The 23727-nt window shown below is 38.3% G+C and carries 19 protein-coding genes; 12 read left to right on the top strand and 7 right to left on the bottom strand.

The features are described from left to right. Positions 1 to 301: 301 nt before the first annotated feature. The 7 genes from M0R16_03515 to M0R16_03485 all read left to right on the top strand — a co-directional run bounded on the left by M0R16_03515 (position 302) and on the right by M0R16_03485 (position 7992). Positions 302 to 973 (top strand): T9SS type A sorting domain-containing protein, encoded by a 672-nt coding sequence (locus M0R16_03515; GenBank protein MCK9611950.1) that lies wholly within the window; start codon positions 302 to 304, stop codon positions 971 to 973. A gap of 73 nt (positions 974 to 1046) precedes the next feature. Further along, positions 1047 to 2426 carry a T9SS type A sorting domain-containing protein gene (locus M0R16_03510; protein ID MCK9611949.1) on the top strand — a complete coding sequence of 460 codons (1380 nt, stop codon included), beginning with the start codon at positions 1047 to 1049 and terminating at the stop codon, positions 2424 to 2426. A gap of 6 nt (positions 2427 to 2432) precedes the next feature. Then, a complete protein-coding gene (locus tag M0R16_03505) occupies positions 2433 to 3728 on the top strand; it encodes a gliding motility-associated C-terminal domain-containing protein (GenBank protein ID MCK9611948.1) in 1296 nt (431 codons plus the stop codon). Between the two features lie 43 nt (positions 3729 to 3771). Then, entirely contained in the window at positions 3772 to 3963 is a 192-nt protein-coding gene (locus M0R16_03500) for a hypothetical protein (protein ID MCK9611947.1), read from the top strand. A gap of 433 nt (positions 3964 to 4396) precedes the next feature. Beyond that, entirely contained in the window at positions 4397 to 4636 is a 240-nt protein-coding gene (gene rpmB, locus M0R16_03495) for a 50S ribosomal protein L28 (GenBank protein ID MCK9611946.1), read from the top strand. Between the two features lie 157 nt (positions 4637 to 4793). After that, positions 4794 to 5450, top strand: a complete 657-nt coding sequence (locus tag M0R16_03490; protein ID MCK9611945.1) for a carboxypeptidase-like regulatory domain-containing protein — start codon at positions 4794 to 4796, stop codon at positions 5448 to 5450. Between the two features lies 1 nt (position 5451). Then, on the top strand, positions 5452 to 7992 hold the full coding sequence (locus M0R16_03485; protein MCK9611944.1) for a carboxypeptidase-like regulatory domain-containing protein: 2541 nt from the start codon (positions 5452 to 5454) through the stop codon (positions 7990 to 7992). Between the two features lie 11 nt (positions 7993 to 8003). On the opposite strand, the gene M0R16_03480 is transcribed toward M0R16_03485, so the two are convergent. From M0R16_03480 to M0R16_03470, 3 genes are all read right to left on the bottom strand, one after another. Continuing rightward, positions 8004 to 9083, bottom strand: coding sequence for a hypothetical protein (locus M0R16_03480; protein MCK9611943.1), 1080 nt, complete (start codon positions 9081 to 9083; stop codon positions 8004 to 8006). A 17-nt stretch (positions 9084 to 9100) separates the two neighbouring features. Continuing rightward, the gene (locus M0R16_03475) at positions 9101 to 9742 is read right to left on the bottom strand and encodes a hypothetical protein (GenBank protein ID MCK9611942.1); all 642 of its coding nucleotides are present in this window, start codon (positions 9740 to 9742) and stop codon (positions 9101 to 9103) included. A 107-nt stretch (positions 9743 to 9849) separates the two neighbouring features. Next, positions 9850 to 12681, bottom strand: coding sequence for a hypothetical protein (locus M0R16_03470; protein MCK9611941.1), 2832 nt, complete (start codon positions 12679 to 12681; stop codon positions 9850 to 9852). Positions 12682 to 12928: 247 nt separating this feature from the next. Here M0R16_03470 and M0R16_03465 point away from each other — a divergent pair, with 247 nt between their 5' ends. From M0R16_03465 to M0R16_03450, 4 genes are all read left to right on the top strand, one after another. Beyond that, positions 12929 to 13285: a phage holin family protein gene (locus tag M0R16_03465; GenBank protein MCK9611940.1), complete on the top strand. Its 357-nt coding sequence runs from the start codon at positions 12929 to 12931 to the stop codon at positions 13283 to 13285. A 384-nt stretch (positions 13286 to 13669) separates the two neighbouring features. Beyond that, the gene (locus M0R16_03460; protein MCK9611939.1) at positions 13670 to 15391 is read left to right on the top strand and encodes an AAA family ATPase; all 1722 of its coding nucleotides are present in this window, start codon (positions 13670 to 13672) and stop codon (positions 15389 to 15391) included. A 4-nt stretch (positions 15392 to 15395) separates the two neighbouring features. Then, positions 15396 to 15917 (top strand): hypothetical protein, encoded by a 522-nt coding sequence (locus tag M0R16_03455; GenBank protein MCK9611938.1) that lies wholly within the window; start codon positions 15396 to 15398, stop codon positions 15915 to 15917. Continuing rightward, positions 15904 to 16089 (top strand): hypothetical protein, encoded by a 186-nt coding sequence (locus tag M0R16_03450; GenBank protein MCK9611937.1) that lies wholly within the window; start codon positions 15904 to 15906, stop codon positions 16087 to 16089. Before M0R16_03455 ends, M0R16_03450 begins: the two co-directional genes overlap by 14 nt. On the opposite strand, the gene M0R16_03445 is transcribed toward M0R16_03450, so the two are convergent. Continuing rightward, positions 16086 to 16307, bottom strand: coding sequence for a hypothetical protein (locus M0R16_03445; GenBank protein ID MCK9611936.1), 222 nt, complete (start codon positions 16305 to 16307; stop codon positions 16086 to 16088). The two genes, M0R16_03450 and M0R16_03445, sit on opposite strands and share 4 nt — an antisense overlap. 52 nt (positions 16308 to 16359) lie before the next feature. Between M0R16_03445 and M0R16_03440 the strand changes: the two genes are divergently transcribed. Beyond that, on the top strand, positions 16360 to 16695 hold the full coding sequence (locus M0R16_03440; GenBank protein MCK9611935.1) for a hypothetical protein: 336 nt from the start codon (positions 16360 to 16362) through the stop codon (positions 16693 to 16695). Between the two features lie 101 nt (positions 16696 to 16796). Here the strand turns inward: M0R16_03440 and rfaD are convergent, their stop codons facing one another. The 3 genes from rfaD to M0R16_03425 all read right to left on the bottom strand — a co-directional run bounded on the left by rfaD (position 16797) and on the right by M0R16_03425 (position 23659). Beyond that, entirely contained in the window at positions 16797 to 17771 is a 975-nt protein-coding gene (gene rfaD / locus M0R16_03435; GenBank protein MCK9611934.1) for an ADP-glyceromanno-heptose 6-epimerase, read from the bottom strand. Between the two features lie 122 nt (positions 17772 to 17893). Further along, positions 17894 to 21193, bottom strand: coding sequence for a preprotein translocase subunit SecA (gene secA, locus M0R16_03430; protein MCK9611933.1), 3300 nt, complete (start codon positions 21191 to 21193; stop codon positions 17894 to 17896). Positions 21194 to 21367: 174 nt separating this feature from the next. Continuing rightward, positions 21368 to 23659: a UvrD-helicase domain-containing protein gene (locus tag M0R16_03425; protein MCK9611932.1), complete on the bottom strand. Its 2292-nt coding sequence runs from the start codon at positions 23657 to 23659 to the stop codon at positions 21368 to 21370. Positions 23660 to 23727 lie beyond the last annotated feature (68 nt).

The following is a 23727-nucleotide window of genomic DNA, read 5'->3' as shown; positions in this document are numbered from 1 at the left end:
TGCTACAGGTGAACGTGCTCTTTATTACAACACTACAGGAGAAAAAAACACTGCGTATGGAAGTTTGGCCGGATATACTTATAATAATGCCAATTGCAGCTACAATACATATTTAGGATACGGAGCCGATGCAAGCGGTAATTATAGTAACGCCACCGCTATTTGAAATGGGGCGATTGTTGATGCAAATAACCATGTATGGATAGGGAATGCAAGCCTTACTGGAACATATTGCGTTGCTGGTCAATATGTAACTAGTGATGGTCGTTTTAAATTTAATATAAATGATAGCGTAAAAGGTTTGGATTTTATTAATAAACTTCACCCTGTAACTTATCAAATGAATACAAAACAATTTGATGATTTTATAATACAAAATATGTCCGATAGTTTGAAAACCATACATCAGGAAGGAATGGATTTTGCTCAATCAACTGCAATTGTTCGTTCAGGTTTTATTGCACAGGAAGTAGATTCGGTAGCACATGTTTGTGGCTTTACTTCATCCATAGTTCATACACCTGACAATAACGCTGACCCTTATGGATTGTCGTATGCAGAGTTTGTTGTTCCACTTGTAAAAGCTGTTCAGGAATTAAGTAAAGAAGTAAATAGTTTAAAATCAGTAATAGCCGGGTTGACAGGTGTTGATAGTAAAAATAGCAATACCACGGGCTATCAAGAAAATATTATTGATATTAAGCTTGATATCCCACAGTCTGCATCGCTAGGGGATGCGCAACCTAATCCTAACAATGGAAATACGCAAATAACTTATTTTATTCCTGAAAATTCAGTTACAAGCAAGGTAAGTTTCACTGATATGCTTGGAAATATTATATATGAAAAAACTCTACAACACGGTTATGGTACGCTGAATATAGATACCCAAGGCTTACCTGTAGGGATCTATGTTTATAATTTGATCATCAATGGTAAAAACATAGCCACCAAAAAAATGATATGTAATTAAAAAACTTTCCAAAGCCCGGATTATTCTTATTCGGCTTTATTTAGTTTTCTAACATTTTGTTAATTTTAGAAATATGAAAAAATTAATTACACTAGTAGCACTTACAATTTTTCTTAAGGCAGGTGCACAAGTATGTTTTACAGATACTATCATTCCTATGCTCACAGAATCCCGGAGTATTTTATGTAATGATTATAATAATGACACTAAGCTTGATTTAATAATAACATCAATTTTTGGCAAAGAATTATACTTATTAATTGGTGATGGGAATGGCAATTTCAATACTGCAAACTTGGTTTATTATGACCAGAATGGAGGTAATTTCTCTGGTATTGTAAGCGGGGATTTCAATGGAGATGGTAATGTTGACTTAGCATATCCTGATTATGCTACTGCCGGTTATGTGAGAATTTTATCGGGTGATGGAACTGGTAATTTTACAGCTACAGACAGTTTTGCTGTTGGCGATCATCCAAGAATTATTTGCGGTGCAGACTTTAACAGAGATGGAAATATTGATATTTCAGTAGCTAATGAAACTGACCGGAACATTTCTGTATTATTGGGAAACGGATCGGGATACTTTACAACAAATACAGGGAATCATATTGGAAAAAATCCAACTGCAATGACCAGCAGTGATTTTAATGGTGATAATTTCGCTGATTTAGCCATAACCTGCAATAATGACGGGGGACCAGATAGCGTGTGGGTTCTTATCGGTGACGGAACTGGTAATTTTGGGTCAGCTGCTAAATATTTATGTGGTTCCGGGCCTTATTCAGTGTGTAGTAAGGATTTTAATGCGGACGGTTTTGATGATATTGCTGTTGCAAATAAAAACTCTAATAATGTATCTGTGCTTTTAAGCAAAGGAACAAGCGGTTTATTTTATAATGCAATAAATTATAATGCAGGTACTGGTGCTGCTACTTCTGCTCCATTCTCAGTTGTCAGCGCGGACATTAATTTTGATGGCATACCAGATTTAGCCATTGCTAACTATTATCAAAGTATTGTTTTTTTATTAATAGGTACAGGAAATGGTACTTTTGGTTCATCTACGTATTTTCCGGCTCATTATGGTCCATGGACAATAATAACTGCTGATTTTAACGGAGATGAGAAACCTGATTTAGCAACGACACAACAAAGCAGTTATAATATAACAGTACTTTTAAATTGCTATTTTAGCGACATTGAAAGCTATGATAATGAACACGATTTTACCGTTTATCCTAATCCCTCTGATGGCAATTTTGTCGTTGAAATATCTATACCAGGAAAGCCACTCTTACAAATTTTTGATATAACAGGAAATTTAATGTACAGTGAATACATCGAAGGGAAAACACACATAAGGGCACAAAGCCTTAAATGTGGAATTTATAACATGAATATTACAAATAGTGAATATCTTCTTAATAAAAAATTGATCATTGTAAAATAAATATCTTTGAATATCAGGTTTAAAATATTATCAGAGAAGTTAATAGCATTTTTTATATGCTTTGTTTTTAATCTACTGAATACCCCATGTTCGTCGCAAATGATAAATATCATTTCTATTAATACAAATAGACAATTAGGAGGCGATAATGGTTATACTTTAAATGGTCAATGGATGATATATTCGAGGGCTAAACTATTATGTTCAAACAACTTCAGTTCAACTGGAATATATCCTAAAAAGATAAATATTGCTGATAGTTACGGCACATCAGGAAGCATTGAGCAAATAACGAACGTTCTGACTGACAATATATTCTTTTTTGGATGGTTCAATAAAAATGATGCTTCTACACAGCCATTCATAAAAGCAGAAGTAGATTCTTTATACAGTTGGAGTATTAAAGGAGGTAAATTAATTATTGGAACCAGTCCAGATGAATTACCAGATATAAATAGTTCTATATTAAATGCAAAATGGGGCTACAGCCTGACAAAGGTGGCGACTTGTTCACTTTTCCCTACTTCACAAGGAAATGCAAGCGATATTTTTAACGGACCTTTTGGGAATGTTCCATCTGTAAATGAGGGTGGATCGCTCCAAGGATTTTTCAATACTGTTCCATCGAATTCAGTGATACTGGCCAGAGAAGCGTATGGCAGTCCGACATTATATCTGGATTGCAATACTTTGGATTTAATCGCAGCAGATATTGATGTTTTTACGAGCATTGGGGATATTTCAAGCGACAGCAATATTAATAATAATCAGGACAAATTTTTAGCAAATGTTATTGTTTTTATGGATAAATTGCAGGATCCTCCTGTAATCATGAATAATGAAAATTTATTAATCTGTCAGAATATTTATTCAACCTATCAATGGTATTTGAATGGAACTATGATTCAAGATGCAAACAGCCAGACTTATTTAGCAACCCAAAATGGTTCATATACTGTTGAAGTTACATTAGACTGTGGATGCAAAATTTTCTCAAATTTGATAAATATAGATACCTTTCCAAAGGAGAATATTGTTTTTATACCCAATATTTTTTCGCCCAACGGCAACGGACAGAATGACGTGCTGTACATACGAGGCGAAAATATTAAAGAAGCATCATTAAGCATTTACAGCCGCTGGGGCGAAAAGGTATTTGAAAGCAAAGATATAACCAAAGGCTGGGACGGCACATATAAAGGCAAACCCTGTGCGGCAGAGGCTTATGCCTATTACGTTACTATTACTTTTACAGACGGGACTTTCGTGCAGAAGAAGGGAAACATTACATTGGTGCGATGATTAAAGAACGCAGCAAAATCGAATGTTTTTTGCTTTTATGAATATGAAAAAATTATTATTTATTGTAATACTTGCAATAGTATTGAATGCAAATGCTCAAATAACTCTGGAACATGACTATGATAATGCAGCCACGTATGCAAGTGGGTCACCTTCAGTATATAGTCAGTTAATGATAATAAAATTCGAAATATCTGGCGAACTTTATGTAAAAAAACAGATAGGGGAAAAATAGAGATTTATGACATGAACCATGCTTTACAAAAAACAATAGATTGTTCAGGTTTCCTAATGCACTGGTGCCATGGGTGAAGTTCTGTATTTATCTGAACAATTATTTAATATGGATATGCAGCAAAACAGGCAATTAAGCAAATGGTTATTATAAAATAAGGATATGAAATAATATTATATTCGAAAATAAACTTATTGGAGAAGTTACATGTGAATAAGGGATATTTTAAACGAGGAACGCAATATCAGTGAGCAGGGGGATATTTTAATAAAAGAGTATTAATATGCAGGTAATCAGATGTTTTTGTGGCTTATGCGTCTGTGTAAATATGTTTTTTGAGTAAAAAGTTAAATATTATTTTGTTAGTTAATAAATAATTACGAAATTTGCACCCCTGTTTATAAAAGGAATCAATAAGTTAAGTTTTACAGCCATGTCGAGAATTTGTGAAATCACCGGAAAAAAAGTAATAGTCGGAAATAATGTTTCCCACTCAAACATTAAAACCAAAAGAAAATTTATTCCCAACCTGCAGACAAAAAAATTCTTTATCCCCGAAGAAAACAAATGGATAACTCTGAAGGTTTCTGTTGCAGGGTTAAGAAATATTGATAAAAAAGGGATATCTGCCTGTTTAAAAGAAGCTCGCGAAAAGGGATATATCAATAAATAAATTTGAACAAATAAGCTATAAATGCTGTCGCTTTCAGAAGTGGCAGCATTTTTTTTTATAAAACCATACCGTGAAATAAATTTATATTTGTTTCGTTTTAATTGCTGAAAAATAATGCCATTTAGACTTACTGATATTTCTGCGCAAATTGTTTCTTATGCCCCTTAAGCCAAAACGCTTCATTGCTTCATTGATTGTTGTATTCTTCCTGTGTAACATCACCAAAGGATACTCCCAGATTAATGACACGACTCTGGTGCAGTTTTCAGGAATTGTACTTACCGATGATAGCTTAACTCCCATTCCATTTGTCAACATTTTGGTTAAAGATTCGTGGCGGGGCACTATTACCGACCTGTATGGATTTTTTTCCTTTGTCGCCAAGCCGAAAGATGTGGTGGTTTTTAATGCGCTTGGCTATAAAACAGTATATTACACCATTCCCGATACGCTCTCTGTGAACCGTTACTCTCTTATACAAGTAATGCGGCAGGATACACTAATCCTTAATGAAACGGTTATCTATCCGTGGCCCACTTACGAGCAATTTAAAAAAGCATTTATAAAACTTGATATCCCTGACGATGAACTTGCCCGTGCTCAAAAAAATATTACCGAAATAAAAGAACGAATCATCAACGAGGACCTGGAAATGAACAGCGGCATGAATTTCAGGAATTATATTGACAGGCGGGTAAGCCAGCTCTATTTTGCCGGGCAGCCGCAACCCAATCCTTTACTGAACGTTTTTGCATGGGAACAGTTTTTCAAAGCATGGAAAGATGGCAAATTCAAAGTAAAAAAAACGGATTAGTATGGGCATGCACAGGTATATCATACATATCTTTTTTTTGCTTTTTGCACTTAATGCCTATGCTCAGGAGAAAGCCACATTGCACGGAAAAGTTACTGATAAGAAAGGTGAGGCCATTGAATTGGTCAATGTTGCTGTTTTGGGTACAACAACAGGAACTACTTCGGATAAAAATGGTAATTACCGGTTGGCTGTGATGTCCGGAAAAGAAATTACGGTAGTATTTTCTTTCATAGGCTACCATAAAGTTGAACACAAAATAACACTTCAGCCCGGAGAGAACAAACTGATGAACCAGATAATGGTTACTGTTTCAACAGAAATTCCGACATTCGAGTATGTTTCCAAAGATGAGCGGGCTGTTATTACGCGTATTGACCACAAGCAGGCCGATTTTATCCCCACAACATCAGGCAATGCCATTGAAGAGCTTATTAAAAAAACAAGCCTGGGAGTGTATTCCAGCAATGAACTAAGCTCCACATATTCTGTCAGGGGCGGAAATTTTGATGAAAACCTGGTTTATGTAAACGATATTGAAATTTACAGGCCTTTGCTGATACGTTCGGGGCAGCAGGAAGGCTTAAGTTTTGTAAACGCCGACCTGACTTCCAGTGTATTGTTTTCATCAGGAGGTTTTGAGGCCAAATATGGCGATAAAATGTCTTCTGTACTTGATATTCAGTATAAGAAGCCGACAAAATTTGCAGGCTCTATCATGCTGAGTTTGCTGGGAGCATCGGGGCATGTGGAGGGCGCAAGTAAAGACGGTAAATTTACTTTTCTCCTGGGCGTTAGGCAGAAGTCCAATCAATACCTGCTGAATGCACTCGAGACCAAAGCGCAGTACAAACCTTCCTTTACCGATGTTCAGTTATATTCCACGTATAAAATTAACGACAAATGGGAGATAGGAATATTAGGCAATTATGCGAGAAATAAGTACATGGTGATACCCGAATCGCGCGAAACAGAATTCGGCACTGTGAAAGAATCTTATCAGCTAAAGATTTACTTTGACGGTATGGAACTTGATAAAATTAATACCTATCTGGGAGCCTTGACATTGAATTACAAGCCAAAGTCGAACATGTTTTTCAAGTGGATAACATCCGCATACAAAACATTTGAAACACAGACTTATGACGTTCAGGGACAATACCTTATAGGCTTTCTTGAAGCTGATTTCGGCAACGATAATTTCGGCGAGATGAAGCAGGTATTGGGAGTTGGCACACATTTACAACACGCAAGGGACGAACTGGATGCAACCGTCATAAGTTCGGAAATTAAAAGCGGTTACACACTTAAAAACCATTATTTGGTTTATGGAGTTCGCTACCAGCACGAAATTATCCATGATGACCTGAGGGAATGGGAAATGGTTGACTCATCAGGGTATTCACAACCTCATCCCCCCGATTCGGTGGGATATACCAATCCTTCACTCCAGGGCTTCAGCCCTTTGCTCTTACAGGAAACTGTTATCAGCAAGGTAAACATGCAAAGCAACCGTGTTTCAGGGTATGTTCAGGACACCTGGACTTTCAGGATTGACAGTGCCAGGCTGATGCTCACAGCAGGAATCAGGGCACATTACTGGGATTTTAACAATCAGGTGTGTGTCAGCCCGCGGTTAACGCTTTCATACCAGCCAAAATGGAAGCAGGACATTGTTTTTCGTTTTTCAACGGGAATGTATTATCAGCCGCCGTTCTATAAAGAGATACGCGCCTTCGACGGAACCATACACCCGGAAGTGAAAGCCCAGCGTTCCATTCATTTTTTGCTTGGCAGTGACTGGAATTTCAGGTTGTGGAACCGTCCTTTTAAGTTTGTGGGAGAAATTTATTATAAAATGCTCGACAACCTTATCCCTTACGAAATTGATAATGTGCGGTTGCGTTATTTTGCCAATAATAACGGAAAAGGTTATGCCACAGGCATTGATCTGAAAATAAATGGAGAATTTGTAAGAGGGGATGAGTCGTGGCTCGGCATATCGTTGATGCAAACGCGTGAAAAAATCTCCGGAGAATATTATTACGACTATTATAATAAAAACGGGGAGTTAATTATTGCAGGCTACACCCTCGACAATGTGGCTATTGACAGCGTGAAAAGAAGCCCGGGGTTTATCCCACGCCCTACCGACCAGCTTTTAAACATCAATATCTTTTTTCAGGACCATTTTCCACGATGGCCAACTTTTAAAATGCACCTGAATATGGTTTACGGCACACCTCTGTCATTCGGCCCTCCTGATCATACAAGGTACAAAGACACACTGCGCATGCCTTCGTATTTCAGGGTGGATATCGGCTTTTCAAAATCCATTATTGATGAAAGCAAGATATTCCGCAAAAAAAGCTTTTTCCGTTTTTTTAAATCCCTGTGGATATCCGGCGAAGTGTTTAACCTTTTAGGACGTATGAACACCATTTCGTATCTGTGGGTAAAAGATGTCAACAACAGACAGTATGCGGTCCCTAATGAACTGACAAAAAGATTGTTTAATGTTAAAATTGTCGTTAAGTTTTAACCGAGCGGCAATTATCTGCAAAGGTCAGCATCGTTAGCGCCGTAAAAAATATAAGGGTGTTTTTTAAACCATTCGGCAAAAGAAGCATAGGTGCCAGAGTTTTCGGAAGCCCATTTCTGAAAATCCGCTACATTGCATTTGTTTATAAGCCATTGGGTATAAGCCTCGAAAAAGCCCTGCTTATTTATCAACTGCTGGTTTTCGAACAGCGAAAATTTAAAGCGTTCGTTATATTTTTCGGCAAACCAAACTTCCAAAAATTTGCTTCTGACTTTTACTATTTCAGATGAACCCACAAGTGTACGGTTATTTTTAATTTTCATTCCTGAAACTTTTCGCAACACATCTTTAACAGCATCGCAAACATTTTTTATGCTGTCGTTTTTACCGTAAATTGTTATGTCGGGATAAAAATTCAGGGCAATAACGCTGTCCTGTTTTATACGAATACTTTTATACAGCAGTGCGCACAGCAGTTTTCCCATCTCTGCCGTTTTCGCTGTATTCCTTTCAAGATTGATGAATATTTCGGCATAAACCAAAGCAGGTATCCTGTTCAGGGAGTCTGCATAAAACCTGGCAAGCTGATAATAATTTTCAGCATGAGTAGGATTTATTATTGTCCCCTTAACCCAGAAATTTACGGCGCTTTCAGTATGGTTTCTGTTTAATTCCACCACCCCCGATTCGGTATATAGGCTGGCAGCTTTAGGAAATCTTTTCATGCCCTCGGCATAAATTTGTAAAGCTGTGTCAGGCTTTTGCATCATATCATAAGCATTTCCCAGCAACTGATAGAACTGTTCGTTAATATTGGGGTTTCCAATCACCGAATCAATTGTTATGATACAGGCTTGGTAATCTTTAAGCATGAAATGTGATAAGGCAATTTCATAGTCAAATAATGTATTGTCTTTATCCAGTTCTTTGCCTTTCATGTATTGTTCAATAGCTTCTTTATACTTGCTCTGGTCAAATAATTTCATGCCGTTTTTAGCATATTCCAACGATTGATATTTGGTGTCGGGCTGAGACAGCAAAGGGTGCAGGAAGGTTAAAATACAAATGCAAACCGCAATAAATTTTTTCATGTCAGTGAGTTAATATTTTAATAAACCGGGAAATATATCGGGTGTTTTTCATTGTACTTTAGCAGAAAATGATGTATCATTTTGCGTTTTTGTTTTGTATTTTGGAGTTCGTCGAACAATTCCTTATCGTGCTTTTCGAGAAATTCAGAAAATTCGGTGTACCCGAAACGAAAGGTATTTCCGGTTTCAAAGTCAAGGAGGTATTCGGTGAAATCGTTGGAGCCGCTCGAAAAGACAAAAGGCTCAAAGGTGGCAAAAACATCCGGGGCGCCGAATTTATTAAATGCAATAAAATGCGAGAGGGCGCCGACTATAAACATGCGGTAATAATATCCCGGATACCCCTGGTTTAAGTAAAGTATTCCGTTTCTTGAAAATCCGAAACAATTTTCAATAACGCAGGTTCTTTTGCTTCCTATGGAATCGGGACAGGGATATCTTAAAATTACATTCCCTTCCTGAATAAAGTTGTTGTCTTTGCTCATGCTGAACTCGGGCAGAGAAGGGTTGTTATATTTAAATTCTTTGAAGGATTGGTAAATGCCGTCGTTGAATTTGAATTCGCGGGTGTATTTTACTTGAGGAATATCGCTTTGTGAAAAAAGAAAAGAAGGAAGAAAAAAAATAAAAAGGATATTATAAAACAGTTTCATATTCATGCGCCGGGGCTTTACAGTAAACAAAATTACATTAAAAAATTCAATAAGGGCTTCTCAAAATATAATTTCAAAAAGTATGCCTTACGGACATTAACAAAATAAAAGGCTCAATCGTAAAAACGTGAATAGCCCGGTTTAAATTGCAATGCATCGAAATTTACACTGTAAATAAATTCAGGTATTATTTTTTGCGTGTCGAACCTGTACGAAGCCCTTATACCCATTGTGATGGGGGCCAGAAACCTCAGAAAGTGAAAATCTGCAAGCAGGGAGATGCCCGCAGAACTAAGATTGTAAAAGTTATTTTCTTTATCAGTAACATAGGCATAATCAAAGTGCAGCGATGTTCTGAAACGTTTGAAATAGAACAAAGAACCTATGCTCCAGTCCGGGTAAAACAGCGGCATCTGGTAGGTGAATTTTGCCGAAACAGCCTTGCTGTATCCACTGCTGTCGTAGCCCTGAGGAAGTGTGATGGCATCGCCGAAAATAAAGCTGTAAGTATCATGATACTGCCACCCGCCATACAGGCTGATGCTGTGATGTCTTCCAATGCCCGGAAAGAAAAACACCGTTTGAATGGCTGTCAGGGCGCCGCTTATATTTTTATTAAAAGGTGTGTGTTTGTATGAAAGTTCAAGAAGTTGCCCCCATCTAGGGCTGATGTCTTTTAAAGAAGTTTTTATGATGTGATAAGCGTAAACCCTGTATTCCAGAGGCTCGTATTCGCCGGAGAAAGCATAATCCGGGTAATTTTTCCGGGCGATGATTTTCTTGTAACTGAAGACAAGCTGGGGCTGAACAAAAACGACATGTTTCCCCCTTGTAAGGTTTAACGGTACTTTCAGACCGGCACTGAGTGACATGGTGTTCCAGCGGATACTGTCATCTTTGTTAAACTCGTAAGCAAAGCCTACGTCAATCACCGGATACCAAGCTCTGTAACTGAGTTTTGCAAAAAACATCGAGCCGCTGTTATTCCATTCATGTTCATAACCGGCGCTGAAAAACATGGTGCTGAGCAAATTTTGCGATTTGATTTCAAAGCCCGGCTTCACCGTGGTATTATCGGCATTGATGGATAAAGGGCCCCAGCTGTGTATGTTAAAAAGGTTTAAGAATTTTGAAAACTTCCGGACCGGGTATTGGTTTTTTTTGCTGTTGTAAAAATCTATAGGCTCGTTTTTTACATCAAACAGCTGAAGTGAATTGCCGGTAAAATTTTTTACGCTTATCCATAAAGATGTGTCAATTTCTGCTTTTACAAGCTTATAGCCGTTTTCAGTATAATCCGAATATAACAATTGCGTGCCGTCAGAAGATAATTCAGGCTCGGAAGCGCCGTATTTCGAGGAAGTTAGCTGATACAATTCCTGTGATGATGTATCCAGTCCATAAATATTGCTGATTCCTGAATAAGCCCCTGTGAAATAAATATATTTTCCAAAAAGGGCCGGATGACTTATTTCAGTGAACGAAGGATTAGTGATATTTCTTATGTGTCCTGCAGTGTCGGCAATACAAAGCCTTTTGCCAAAACGGTTCAGGGCAATAAAAACTATTTCCGCCCCTTTATCCGACCATTTAGGAGTCATGATGAAATCCCCCGAATCAACAGGAATTTGTTTTTTTATTTTCCCGGAATTAGCATCCAGAACAAGTAAAGATGAATTTCCGTAAATGTTTTGTTCGGTACACACTATTTGCGTCCCTTCATCATCCAGCGAAGGAGAAAAATATCTTGAACGATGCGTTAATTGCCGGCTTCGCTTTTTTTGAAAGTCATATAATTTAATTACCGAATAGGTTCGGTTTTCCCATCGCGGGTCGTAAGCAGTTTCTGTCCAGACAATCTGGTTGCCCGAGCTGCTGAAAGCTGTGTTGTAATATGTCCCGGGTGTAAAAATATGTTTTTCATTGCCGCTGCTGTCCAATATCACAAACCTGGTAATGTCATCCATAGATGATTTGACAGCAATAAAATGATTCCCTGAAAAATTTCCCCAATTATAATTTGTGTAGAATTTATTTTTTTTAGTGCTGAGTAAAGTAAAATCAGTATGTCGGTTTTTATTATCTGTTTTCTGCCAGAGGCTGTCAAGTTCATTTAGGCAGTTTTTGTAGATCTGCACTTTATTTAGTCCGCTTACTTTTTTGATTCCGTGATTAAAGGGAACAACCATCAGCGGAAGTTTACCGCTTTTATCCATAGCGCGTTCCCAGATTTGATGGGAATACTTTTTTGTACCGTAAGATACCAGCTGATAACCCAGTTCATAATGGTTGGGCGTGAAAGTTTTATAAGAACCAAAAACTGCTTTGTTGTAATTATATATCCCCTTTTCCCTGACTTGTGCTGCCAGCTTCATGCTGAACCATGGCATTCTTCCCCTGCCGCTGCTGCTGAATAAGGTTTCGGTATATACGGCATCGCCTTCCACAAACCACATGGGAACAAAGGTTCCTATCACTCCTGCGGTAATCTGCTGCCCGAAGACATACGACAACACTTTGGTAAGCCCCTGATTGATTTTACTGTATTGTACCACATGCCGGAACTCGTGGAGCATAAGCTGGTCGGCCCAGGGCTGAGGATAATCGTCCTGTCCCGGGCAGGTGTAAAATTCTATGCGCTTGGGTGCCCAGGGAACCACAGCATTGGATGTTACCGAACGGTTATGAAGTATTACCGGTACTTTGACAGCTTTGATATTCATGCCGGAACTCAGGGGCTCATATACCTGTTCGAAGCCGTTGGCAATGTGTTGCGCCTGTGCTTCAATGCCCTCAGGAAAGATGATACGGAAATGTTCGGTTTTAATAATGTTCCATTTTACGGATGCCGGGTCCTGCCCCATATCATAAAATTGTGCCTCTGCAGAAAAAGAGGCAATGAAAAACAGTATGGCAATTATATTTCCGGTTTTTAACATAGGCATATTGCTAAACCAAAAATACAAAATGAATCAGTTGTATGCTGCAAATATTGTTTTGGCCGTTTATTTTATCAACATCATTTTCCCGCTAAGCAGGTTTATTTATACCAAAAATGGGAATAATGGACATTTTTGATGGTTTTTTAGCCTAATAATACAAAAATATGATGATTATTAGAATTCACACATTTTTTATTTTATACTTTGATTCGGCTTTTGAATGATGTAATTTTGTTAGAAAAATAATATTATGAGATTTATCATTAAAGTTTTTTTTACCGCTTGCGCTGTGATGCTGGCAGCCTACCTGCTTGACCCTCATGTGACACTGGTTAATTTTTGGACAGGTGTGATTGTGGCCCTGGTGCTGGCAGTGCTCAATGCCATAGTGAGGCCCATACTTCTTTTTATCAGCATCCCTGCCACCATATTGACCTTAGGACTTTTTATTTTTGTTATTAATGCGGTAATCATCCTTTTGGCCGACAAATTAATTGACGATTTTGTAACAGAGAACTTTTGGTGGGCGCTGTTGTTCAGCATCATTGTTTCCTTTGTGAGCAGCATACTGAATAGTTTTATCAATAAAAGCAAGCAGGAACAGTAAAATATTTTGTTGTCCGGGTTGATTAAATACCTGAAAAAACATAGTTATCCCTTGATAACAGAGCGGAGCATGTAAAAAGGCCGGGCTGCCAATATTTGATTATAATTTTTGAAAATTTGTGTTAGTAAATTTTTTTGCAGGTTGCTAAGATTTAAAAAAATAAATAAAGAGATATAAGATATTAAAAATTTTATAATTTTATGCTTGAAAAGAATGGGAGGGAAGGGTTGTTTTGCAAATAGCAAAATATTTATTTAACAGAAAACAAGCATTTTAAGGTGAAAATAATGGATTGTTGCCACGGAGAAGATAAGGTAAAAATAGCAGTACAAAGGCAGCAGCACAAAAGTTAGTCTGCATTATAAAAATAAAATAAATAATAAAATGATAAAAGAAATTAGTTTTAAAAATTACAAAGCTTTCGAATTTGGTAAAATCGAATTAAAACCGATAACCTTATTATTAGGAGCAAATAGTGTCGGTAAAAGTAGTATCGTTCAACTTCTACTTATGCTTCAACAAACATATGAAACAAAGAAATATAAATCTGTTTTAAAGCTAAATGGTGAATTTATTAGTTTAGGCGAAACTTTAAATATATTAAAAGATAAAGATAAAACCAAAACTTTATCATTAAAATTTAAATTTGTTAGTGAAGAACTGTACAATTTTATTAAAACTGATGGATTAAAACAGTTATCTGCAAATCTAATTGAGACCATTTCTTATATCCAAAGGATTTATAATAAACCTTTGCTAGAAAACGAGCTTAATATTGCTTTACATGACAAAAAATCAAATAAAAGAGATTTGTTAAGAAATTTTACAATATCTTCAAAAAAACAGCTTCTAGAATTAGTAAGTATCATCAAGAAAGCAAAATCTGAATTATTTGTAAAAAATAAATTTAAAACATCGCTTTTTGATAATTACGTAAATGAAATTTGGTTTTTTGATGAAAGAATTTCTAATGCAATAAGATTTGTTGATGAAATCGAAAAGACATACGATTTGTTATTAAGTTTAAATACTATAGAAAATGAGGACTTTAGTATAAGTTTTGAACTAAAATGTATTGACAATAAAAAAGGTACTTTTTTTAAAATATGTTGTATTTCTATCCACAATAATGAAAAATGTGTGTTAAAACTTGAGATGAAGCCAGACCAAAGGAGAGAGATTTATACAGCTTTTAAATTGAACTCAGATTATTCAAAATTAGATTTTATAAATGAAAAAATCACAACAGAACTTGAAGATAATATAAATTATAATTCTACTTTTTTTTCAATAGTTGAGGATTGCGATTCAAAATATGTGTATAATGAAAACATTAAAATATCAAGTTTCTCAAAAATAATACTGAAACTTATTTCAATAGCAAATTTGGAAATAGGTTATAGTTTTGAAAAACACAATATTAACCATGTTAGTCCACTTAGAGCACACCCAAAGAGATACTATTTTCTTGATAAAGCTAATATTACTACTCATTTAGATACCCTCGATGGTAATTCACTTACTGAGATTTTAAAAGAAAATGATTCACTCAGGAGAAAGGTTAATAATTGGCTTTCAAATTTTGGACTTATGTTAAATGTAGATACTCTACAAGACATAATACATATTATTAAAATTAAACAAAATAATTTATCACTTGATATTACTGATGTGGGCTTTGGGATATCACAGGTATTGCCTGTTATTGTACAGGGTTTTTTATCGTTTGATAAATCTTTAACTATTATTGAGCAACCCGAGATTCATTTACATCCAATAATGCAAGCTGATTTAGCTGATTTATTTGTTGATATTGCTACTCAAAAATCTGGAAAAAAAATATCACCTTGCAAGTATCTTTTAATTGAGACACATAGTGAATATTTACTTAAAAGATTGAGAAGGCGAATGTCAGAAAATGAAAAAATCAATTCTGACAATGTTGCCATTTACTATTTCCATCCAAGAAATGAAGAAAATACGGGTATTATTGAAAGAAAGGAAATTAACAGCACTGGTTTTTTCGATTATCCAAAAGATTTTTATAGTGGAGAACTCCTAAGGGATAATACAGAATTTCTAAAACATCAAATTAAAAACAAGTAAACATATGGAAATATTCTCTTTAGGAACCTGTATGCTTGAACAAGGCTGCCAGATAAAAGAATTAAGGCTGGGTGTTTTAAATAGATTAGCTGAGAAAACAATTGCAGTAGACAGGAAAGGTGAAATTATTGACCTATATTACAAAGTTGCAAGTAATAATTCTTTTATTGCAGAATGGATTAATACAATGACTATGCACCCTGAATCATTTGAATGTCATGTCGATGTTATACCTGATAGTATTCCTCGTGATGATGTTGAGGTTTTTATATATATGGCATCAGTTGTAAATAGCGAGTCAAATCTTATCCTGTATTCAAAAGCAATATTGGATAAAACAAAGTATAATTGGGAATCGCCTTATACTATTATCTATAATGATACAAGGATTGTTGTTTTAGACAGAAAACTTGCTCTGAAAGCTTTAGGATGTAATGGCGCGGCATCAATTGAAATTTATATAGACTCAATTGTTGCTAAAGAAAAAAGTCAAATTAAAAATGTCAGAAAAAATGGAAAATTATAAGGATTCGATAGTTGCCAAAGATGGCAGCAAAATAAAAAATGTAAAAATCACAAGAACGAAAATTGATAGACCTTCCTTTTGGAAAGGTTTTATCTCTGGTATCTTATCATCATTGATTGCTAGTTTTCTATTTTATTTGTTAATGGAATTATTAAAGAATAACGCAGCCTAACAGGCGGAATATTTTATTGCCGAATCAGTGCGGATTTCAGCGTTTCTGCATTTAATAAACCTATGTGTAACTTGACAGGAAAGTGCTTCGAAACCTGCCTGACTGCCTGTTGCAGTTAAACCGGCAGGCAGGTCGGCAACAAAAACATACCGCCAATCCGTTAATAAAAAATTCAGCTTTGGCAAGTATATGCTGATAATAGTGTAAGTAATAGACATAATTGAAAAACTAAACTAAAAACCAAAACAATTTAATCTAAAAATAAAACCTATGTCTAAAAATATTTTCATCCTTATACTCATAACATTTTTCATTTCTTCCTGCGAAGGGCCAAAGTATTTTTCAGTTACTGTAATTGACAACCAAACAAAAAAACCGATAGACAGTGTTTATGTACAGGTGAAACCAAAAGCAGGCAGGGAGGAAAAATCAGCATATAATCTGTCCGGTTATACTGATTCTCTGGGTAGGTTCGTAAGGGAAGAAATGGTAGGGTATGGTTTAAGCATCAAGAGATGGGATTGGTATATGGAATATGAGAAAGCAGGATACAAACATAAAGTAGAAATAAATAAAACAACAGGAACTGTTGAACTGGAAAAATAGTTGTGCCTTGCCCTTCTGGAATTGGGCAGATTTATTCTATCAGTTTAGGATATTAATCTTGTTGGAACTAAGAAGTTCTTTGGGCCAGATGCACCAGTAAATTAATAATACAGGGTATTCATTAAGTACGATTGCACATATTCCTCAATACCTTCTTCCAGCGATGTGAATTCAATGTTGTAGCCGGCTGCCCGGAGCTTCTCCATCCTGGCCTCGGTAAAATACTGGTATTTATCGCGGATATCTTCCGGTGTGTCAATAAAATTGATTTTTGGGTCAAGGTGCATGGCGCGGTAAGTATTGGTAACAAGGTCAAGAAAAGTGCGTGCCTGGCCGGTGCCAAGGTTATATATCCCCGGATTTTTGCGGCTGAGGTAAAAAAACAGGCATACATTTACCACATCTTTTACATAGATAAAATCACGCATCTGTTTTCCGTTCTCGTATTGAGGGTTATGTGAGCGGAAAAGTTTCATTTGCCCTGTTTCATTTATCTGGTTGTAGGCATGAAAAATCACCGAGGCCATTCTTCCCTTATGATATTCATTCGGGCCATAAACATTAAAGAATTTTAGCCCTGCCCAGAAAGGCGGAGTCACTTTTTGAGCAATAACCCATTTGTCGAATTCATTTTTCGATTCCCCATAAGGATTCAGGGGTTTTAATTGAGGTATCAGTGATTCGTCATCATCGTAACCAAGTTCGCCGAGCCCATAGGTTGCTGCCGAAGAAGCATACACCAGGGGTATCCCGAATTCAGAGCACAGCTGCCACATTTGTTTGCTGTAGTTCAGGTTCAGGGTGTTGAAGATGTTCACGTCAAATTCTGTTGTGTCGGTGCGGGCGCCAAGATGAAAAATAAATTCCACATCCTCATGGTTTTCGCGGAACCACTCAAAAAAAACATCCCGCTGAACATGTACGGCATAAACTTTATCAATGATATTTTTCTGTTTGTATCCTTTATTAAAGTCATCTACAATGATAAGGTCTTTTATGCCTTTATTGTTGAGTTTTCCAACCATACAACTTCCAATAAATCCAGCCGCCCCAGTTACAACTAAATATTTACTCATTGTTTAGATTTTTTTAGCCAAGGGCCAATAGCCAAATAGCCAATAGCCATTATTTTTTCTGACTTGCAATCTTATTACTTCTGTTTCTTTTAGCAATTCTAATACTGATAACTGATAACTGATTACTGTCCAACTCCATGACAATTTTTAAATTTCTTTCCGCTTCCGCAGGGACATGGGTCGTTTCGTCCCACTTTTTTTTCTGCTTTCACGGGTTGGCTTCTCTGCGTTTCTCCTGTTTGCTGCCTGCGTGCCTGTTCCATGCCTTCGTCGCGGCCAAGTTTCAGGTTGCTCATGTCTGTGCGGCTCTGATGTGCTTCCTGTATCTGTTCCGGTTCACGTAATGGCAGGCTAGCTTTCACCAGAAATGAAACAATCTCCTTGTTAACCTTCTGTATCATCTTTTTAAACAGCTGGTACGATTCGAATTTGTATATCAGCAGCGGGTCTTTCTGTTCGTAGGTAGCACTTTGTACCGATTGTTTCAGGTCGTCCATTTCGCGAAGGTGTTCTTTCCACTCATTGTCGATAATCGCTAATGTGATACCTTTTTCTATAGATAAACTTACTTCTTTGCCTTTGTTCTCGTAGGAACGGCGAAGGTTTGCCACCACCTGCATGGTTTTCGTTCCGTCAGTAATAGGTATGGCGATATTTTCGTAGCGTCTGGGATTGTTTTCGTAAACATCTTTGATAATGGGGTAGGATTCGCCTGAAATGATTTCTGATTTTTTCTGGTATGTTGTAAATGCCAGTTCATAGAGGCGTTCCGTAAGCTGCTCGGCATTGCCACCGAAAAACTCTTTCTCATTAAAAGGGGAGTCGATACGAAAGTTACGAAGGATGTCAATTTTGAAGCTTTCAAAATCACGCTGTCCCTGATGGTCGTTTACAATATTTTCACAGACATCATAAAACATATTGGCAATATCAATAGCCAGGCGGTCACCGTGTAGTGCATGACGGCGTTTACGGTATATAACTTCGCGTTGTGAATTCATGACGTCATCGTACTCCAGCAAACGTTTACGAATACCGAAATTGTTCTCTTCCACCTTTTTCTGTGCACGTTCGATGGATTTTGAAATCATGGAATGTTGTATTACCTCGCCTTCTTTCAGTCCGAGGCGGTCCATGATGCGTGCGATACGCTCAGAGCCGAACAGGCGCATGAGGTCGTCTTCGAGAGAAACAAAAAACTGTGAACTTCCCGGGTCGCCCTGGCGTCCGGAACGTCCGCGCAGCTGCCTGTCAACACGCCGCGACTCATGTCGTTCTGTGCCAATGATGGCGAGACCTCCGGCTTCTTTCACGCCTTCCTTCAGCTTGATGTCGGTACCTCGGCCGGCCATGTTGGTGGCTATTGTTACAGTTCCGGCATAACCGGCTTCGGCAACAATATCTGCTTCTTTCTGGTGCAACTTTGCATTTAAAACATTATGATTGATTTTTCTCAGGCGAAGCATTTTGCTCAGCAACTCTGAAATTTCTACGGAAGTGGTTCCCACAAGTACCGGTCGCCCGTTGTTAATCAGGTTATCTATCTCCTGAATGACGGCATTGTACTTTTCACGTTTGGTTTTGTACACCAAGTCTTCCATATCTTTACGTACCACAGGTCTGTTAGTAGGGATGACAACCACGTCAAGCTTGTAAATGTCCCACAGCTCGCCAGCTTCTGTTTCAGCAGTACCTGTCATACCGGCCAATTTTTTATACATACGGAAATAGTTCTGCAGGGTGATGGTGGCGTATGTTTGTGTGGCTGCTTCGACTTTCACATTTTCTTTTGCCTCTATGGCCTGGTGCAGCCCGTCGGAATAACGCCTGCCTTCGAGGATACGGCCTGTCTGCTCGTCAACAATTTTTATCTTGTTGTCCATCACCACATATTCAACGTCAATTTCAAAAAGTGTATATGCTTTCAGCAGTTGTGTGACGGTGTGGACACGGTCGGATTTTAATTCATAATCCTGCAGCAGTTCGTTTTTTCTTATGAGCCTTTCGTTTTCGGAAAGGTGGGATTTCTCGAGTTCTGCTATTTCGCTTCCGATATCGGGGAGTATAAAAAAATGCGAATCATCAGTGCCAGCTGTGATAAGGTCAATACCTTTTTCTGTGAGGTCCACAGAGTTGTTTTTTTCGTCAATGACAAAAAACAGTTCATCGTCAATGATATGCATGTGCTTGCTCTGTTCGGACATGTAAAAATTCTCGGTCTTTTGCATCAGGGCTCTCATGCCCGGTTCGCTGAGGAATTTAATGAGGGCTTTGTTTCTTGGTAGGCCATGGTGTGCCCTTAACAGGAGTTTACCTCCTTCTTTTTCATTTTCAGGGCTTAGGGGTTCCTGCGATAAAAGCTTTTTGGCATCAGAGAGTATAGTTGTTATCAGGTTTTTCTGGGCACTATATACTTTCTGTACATTAGGGCGAAAGGTGATGAATTCCTGGTTTTCACCTTTGGGTGTCGGCCCTGAAATGATAAGAGGGGTACGGGCATCGTCAATCAAAACGGAGTCAACCTCATCCACGATAGCGTAGTTGTGCGGGCGTTGTACAAGTTCTTCGGGAGTGCTGGTCATGTTGTCGCGCAGGTAGTCGAAACCGAATTCATTGTTGGTGCCGTAGGTGATATCTGCCAGGTAAGCCTTGCGGCGTGAATCGGAGTTGGGCTCATGTTTGTCTATACAGTCAACTGTAATCCCGTGGAACAGGAACATCATGCCCATCCACTCGGAGTCGCGGCGGGCGAGATAGTCGTTTACCGTAACAATGTGTACTCCTTTTCCCGGCAAAGCATTGAGATAAACCGGCAGTGTTGCCACAAGAGTTTTTCCTTCACCGGTAGCCATTTCAGCAATTTTCCCCTGGTGGAGCACCATACCGCCGATGAGCTGTACGTCGTAGTGTACCATATCCCAGCGTATCAAGCTGCCGCCGGCTATCCAGGAAGTGTTGTAATAGGCCTTGCCACCGGACACATTAATACTGTCGTAGTGGGCAGCGAGGTCGCCGTCCATTTCTGTTGCAGTAACTTCCACTTTGTCATGCTCAACAAAGCGTTTGGCTGTTTCTTTAATAACGGCAAAAGCTTCAGGTAATATTTCGTTCAGGATTTCCTGTGTTTTGTCGTACAACTTTTTTTCAAGACGGTCTATCTCCTGATAAATATCTTCTTTTGCTTCAATGCTGACACTTTCATCATTTTCAGCCTGATCTTTCAGGCGCGTTATTTCTTCTTCGTCTTCCTTCAGGTATTCTTTTATCCGTTCACGGAATTCTTGTGTTTTCGCTCTCAATCCGTCATTACTCAGTTGCGAAATGGCTTCATAAGCAATATGGATATTTTGAATGACAGGTTTTATTGCTTTGATATCACGGTCTGATTTGCTTCCGAGCAGTTGTTTTAAAAAACTAGGCATATATAAATTATTAAATGTAACGGAGTACAAAAGTACATTAAAAAACTGATTATTATTTATGGTATTTTCAATATTAGTTTTGAAAATAATGTTCTCACAACCTCCTTGGTTAATGAATTACATTGACAAAATACACTTGTGTTTTCAAGGGGGGTTGTTTGTTGCCTCAAGGTTTCAATTTACTATTTTTAGCTTGGCATATTGAAGCAATAATTGCTTTTCGCCCACACCATCGAACAATACCGTGGTTTTTTTATTTGGTCCGTGGCCTTCGATGCTCATCACGCGGCCCTGCCCGAAGCGCTGGTGTTCCACCGTCATGCCAACCCGGATGTCTTCAATGTCGGAAGGATTGAAGTTAACGGCACTGCTCATATTATTAGTTATTTTTTTGAGTTTTGCCGGCCTGTGCAATGATGGCATTGCCGAAGGTAGTTTCTGCCAGGGCTGCCCTTCCTGTTTTGCCTGCTTCACTTTGTGCGTAATTTCGATGTATTGCGGGTCAATTTCTTCAAGGAAGCGGCTGGGTTCGCAAAATATCATCTCGCCGTATTTGTAGCGGTTTTCAGCATACGACAGGGTGAGGCGTTTCATCGCCCTTGTAATAGCAACATAAAAGAGGCGGCGTTCTTCTTCCAGGTCGTCACGGTCATGTAAGGATTGTATAGAGGGGAAGAGGTTTTCTTCCAGCCCTGCTACGTAAACATAAGGGAATTCAAGCCCTTTGGCCATGTGTATGGTCATCAGCGAAACAAAATCAGTGTTTTCCTTATCATCAGTGTCCTGGTCGGTGAGGAGTGCGATATCCTGCATAAAAAGGTCCAGAGTTTTTACCGTACATTCTATGAGTGTTCCGTCAGGGGCATAGGCATGTTCTTTTTCAGTAAATTCCTTAACTGCATTGAGTAGTTCCTCAATATTTTCCATACGGGCAATGCCCTCCGGCGACTCGTCCTGTTTCAGGTCTTTTTGTATCCCGCTTGTATGGGCAATCTGCTTTGCCAGTTCGTAAGCATTTTTTACGGGCACCTGCACGGCAAAGCTGCTTATCATGGTGGTGAAATCTTTCAGTTTTTGCAATGTCCCGGAGTTAACCTGAAGGTTATACAGCAAAGGTTGTTCAATGATTTCCCACGAACTTTTTTTCAGTGCTGATGAGGCAATTATTATTTTTTGCAGGGTAGTGTCTCCTATGCCGCGTGCCGGGTAGTTAATAATGCGGAATAATGCCTCCTCATCCTTGTTATTTATTGCCAGGCGGAAATAAGCCAACAGGTCTTTTATTTCTTTTCTTCTATAGAATGATAGCCCTCCATAGATTTTATAAGGAATATTTAAGCGGCGCATGGCTTCTTCAATGGAGCGCGACTGGGCATTGGTGCGGTAAAGCACGGCAAAACTGGCATTGGGTAATTTGTAATTCATTTTTGTCTCAAACACTGAACCGGCTATCATATTTCCTTCTTCACTGTCGGTGGAAGCTTTCAGTAGCATTATTCTGTTGCCTTCGTCATTTTCTGTCCATATCTCCTTATAATACTGTTTTTTATTTTTTTGTATCACGCTGTTGGCGGCGTTGACAATATTTTTTGTTGAACGGTAGTTTTGCTCAAGTTTAAAAGTTTGTGCATCGGGGTAATCGCTTTTAAAGTTCAGGATGTTTTGAATATTGGCGCCGCGGAAGCCATAAATGCTTTGCGCATCATCGCCCACTACACAGATGTTTTCATCGTTAGCTGCCAGCTTTTTGATAATCATGTATTGGGCAAAGTTGGTATCCTGGTACTCGTCCACAAGAATGTAATGGAATTTATGCTGATATTTATAAAGGACTTCCGGGAAATCGCGCAACAGCTGATTGGTAAAATACAATATATCGTCGAAGTCCAAAGCAGCAGCATTTTTGAGTTTATGCTGGTAAATAGTGAAAAGCTGTCCCAGTTGAGGCCTGCCGGATGCCTTATCGTAATCGGTAAGTTCAGCATTGTTGTTATAGTCTTCGTGCGACATTAAGTTGTTTTTTGCCATAGAGATACGATGCAACACATAAGCGGGAGGGTATTGCTTCACATCAAGGTTTTGTTCTTTGATAAGCGATTTCATCACGCTTTTGGAATCATCCGTGTCGTAAATGGTGAAGTTGGAAGAGAATCCCAGCAGGTGGCCTTCCACACGAAGTATGCGTGCAAAGATGGAGTGAAAGGTTCCCATCCAAACATTGCGGGCATCGGTAGAGCCTACCAGTCGTGTGATACGGTCTTTCATCTCACGGGCGGCTTTGTTGGTGAAGGTGAGCGCGAGGATGTTAAAAGGGTCAATGCCCTGATTCAGCAGGTGTGCTACGCGGTAAGTCAGCACGCGTGTCTTGCCCGAGCCGGCGCCGGCAAGCACCATCAGGGGGCCTTCGATGCATTCCACAGCTTTCTTCTGGGCATCGTTAAGGTCGGAAAGGATATCTTTAGGCATGAAAAAAAATGTTGTGCAAAGGTAGTATTTTGTGGTAAGAAGTCAGAACGAAGAAGTTTTTTTTGCAG

It is taken from the genome of Bacteroidales bacterium, from assembly GCA_023228145.1.
In the GTDB taxonomy this organism is placed as follows: Bacteria; Bacteroidota; Bacteroidia; order Bacteroidales; family CAIWKO01; genus CAIWKO01.
This window is presented reverse-complemented; position numbering and strand designations above follow the sequence as displayed.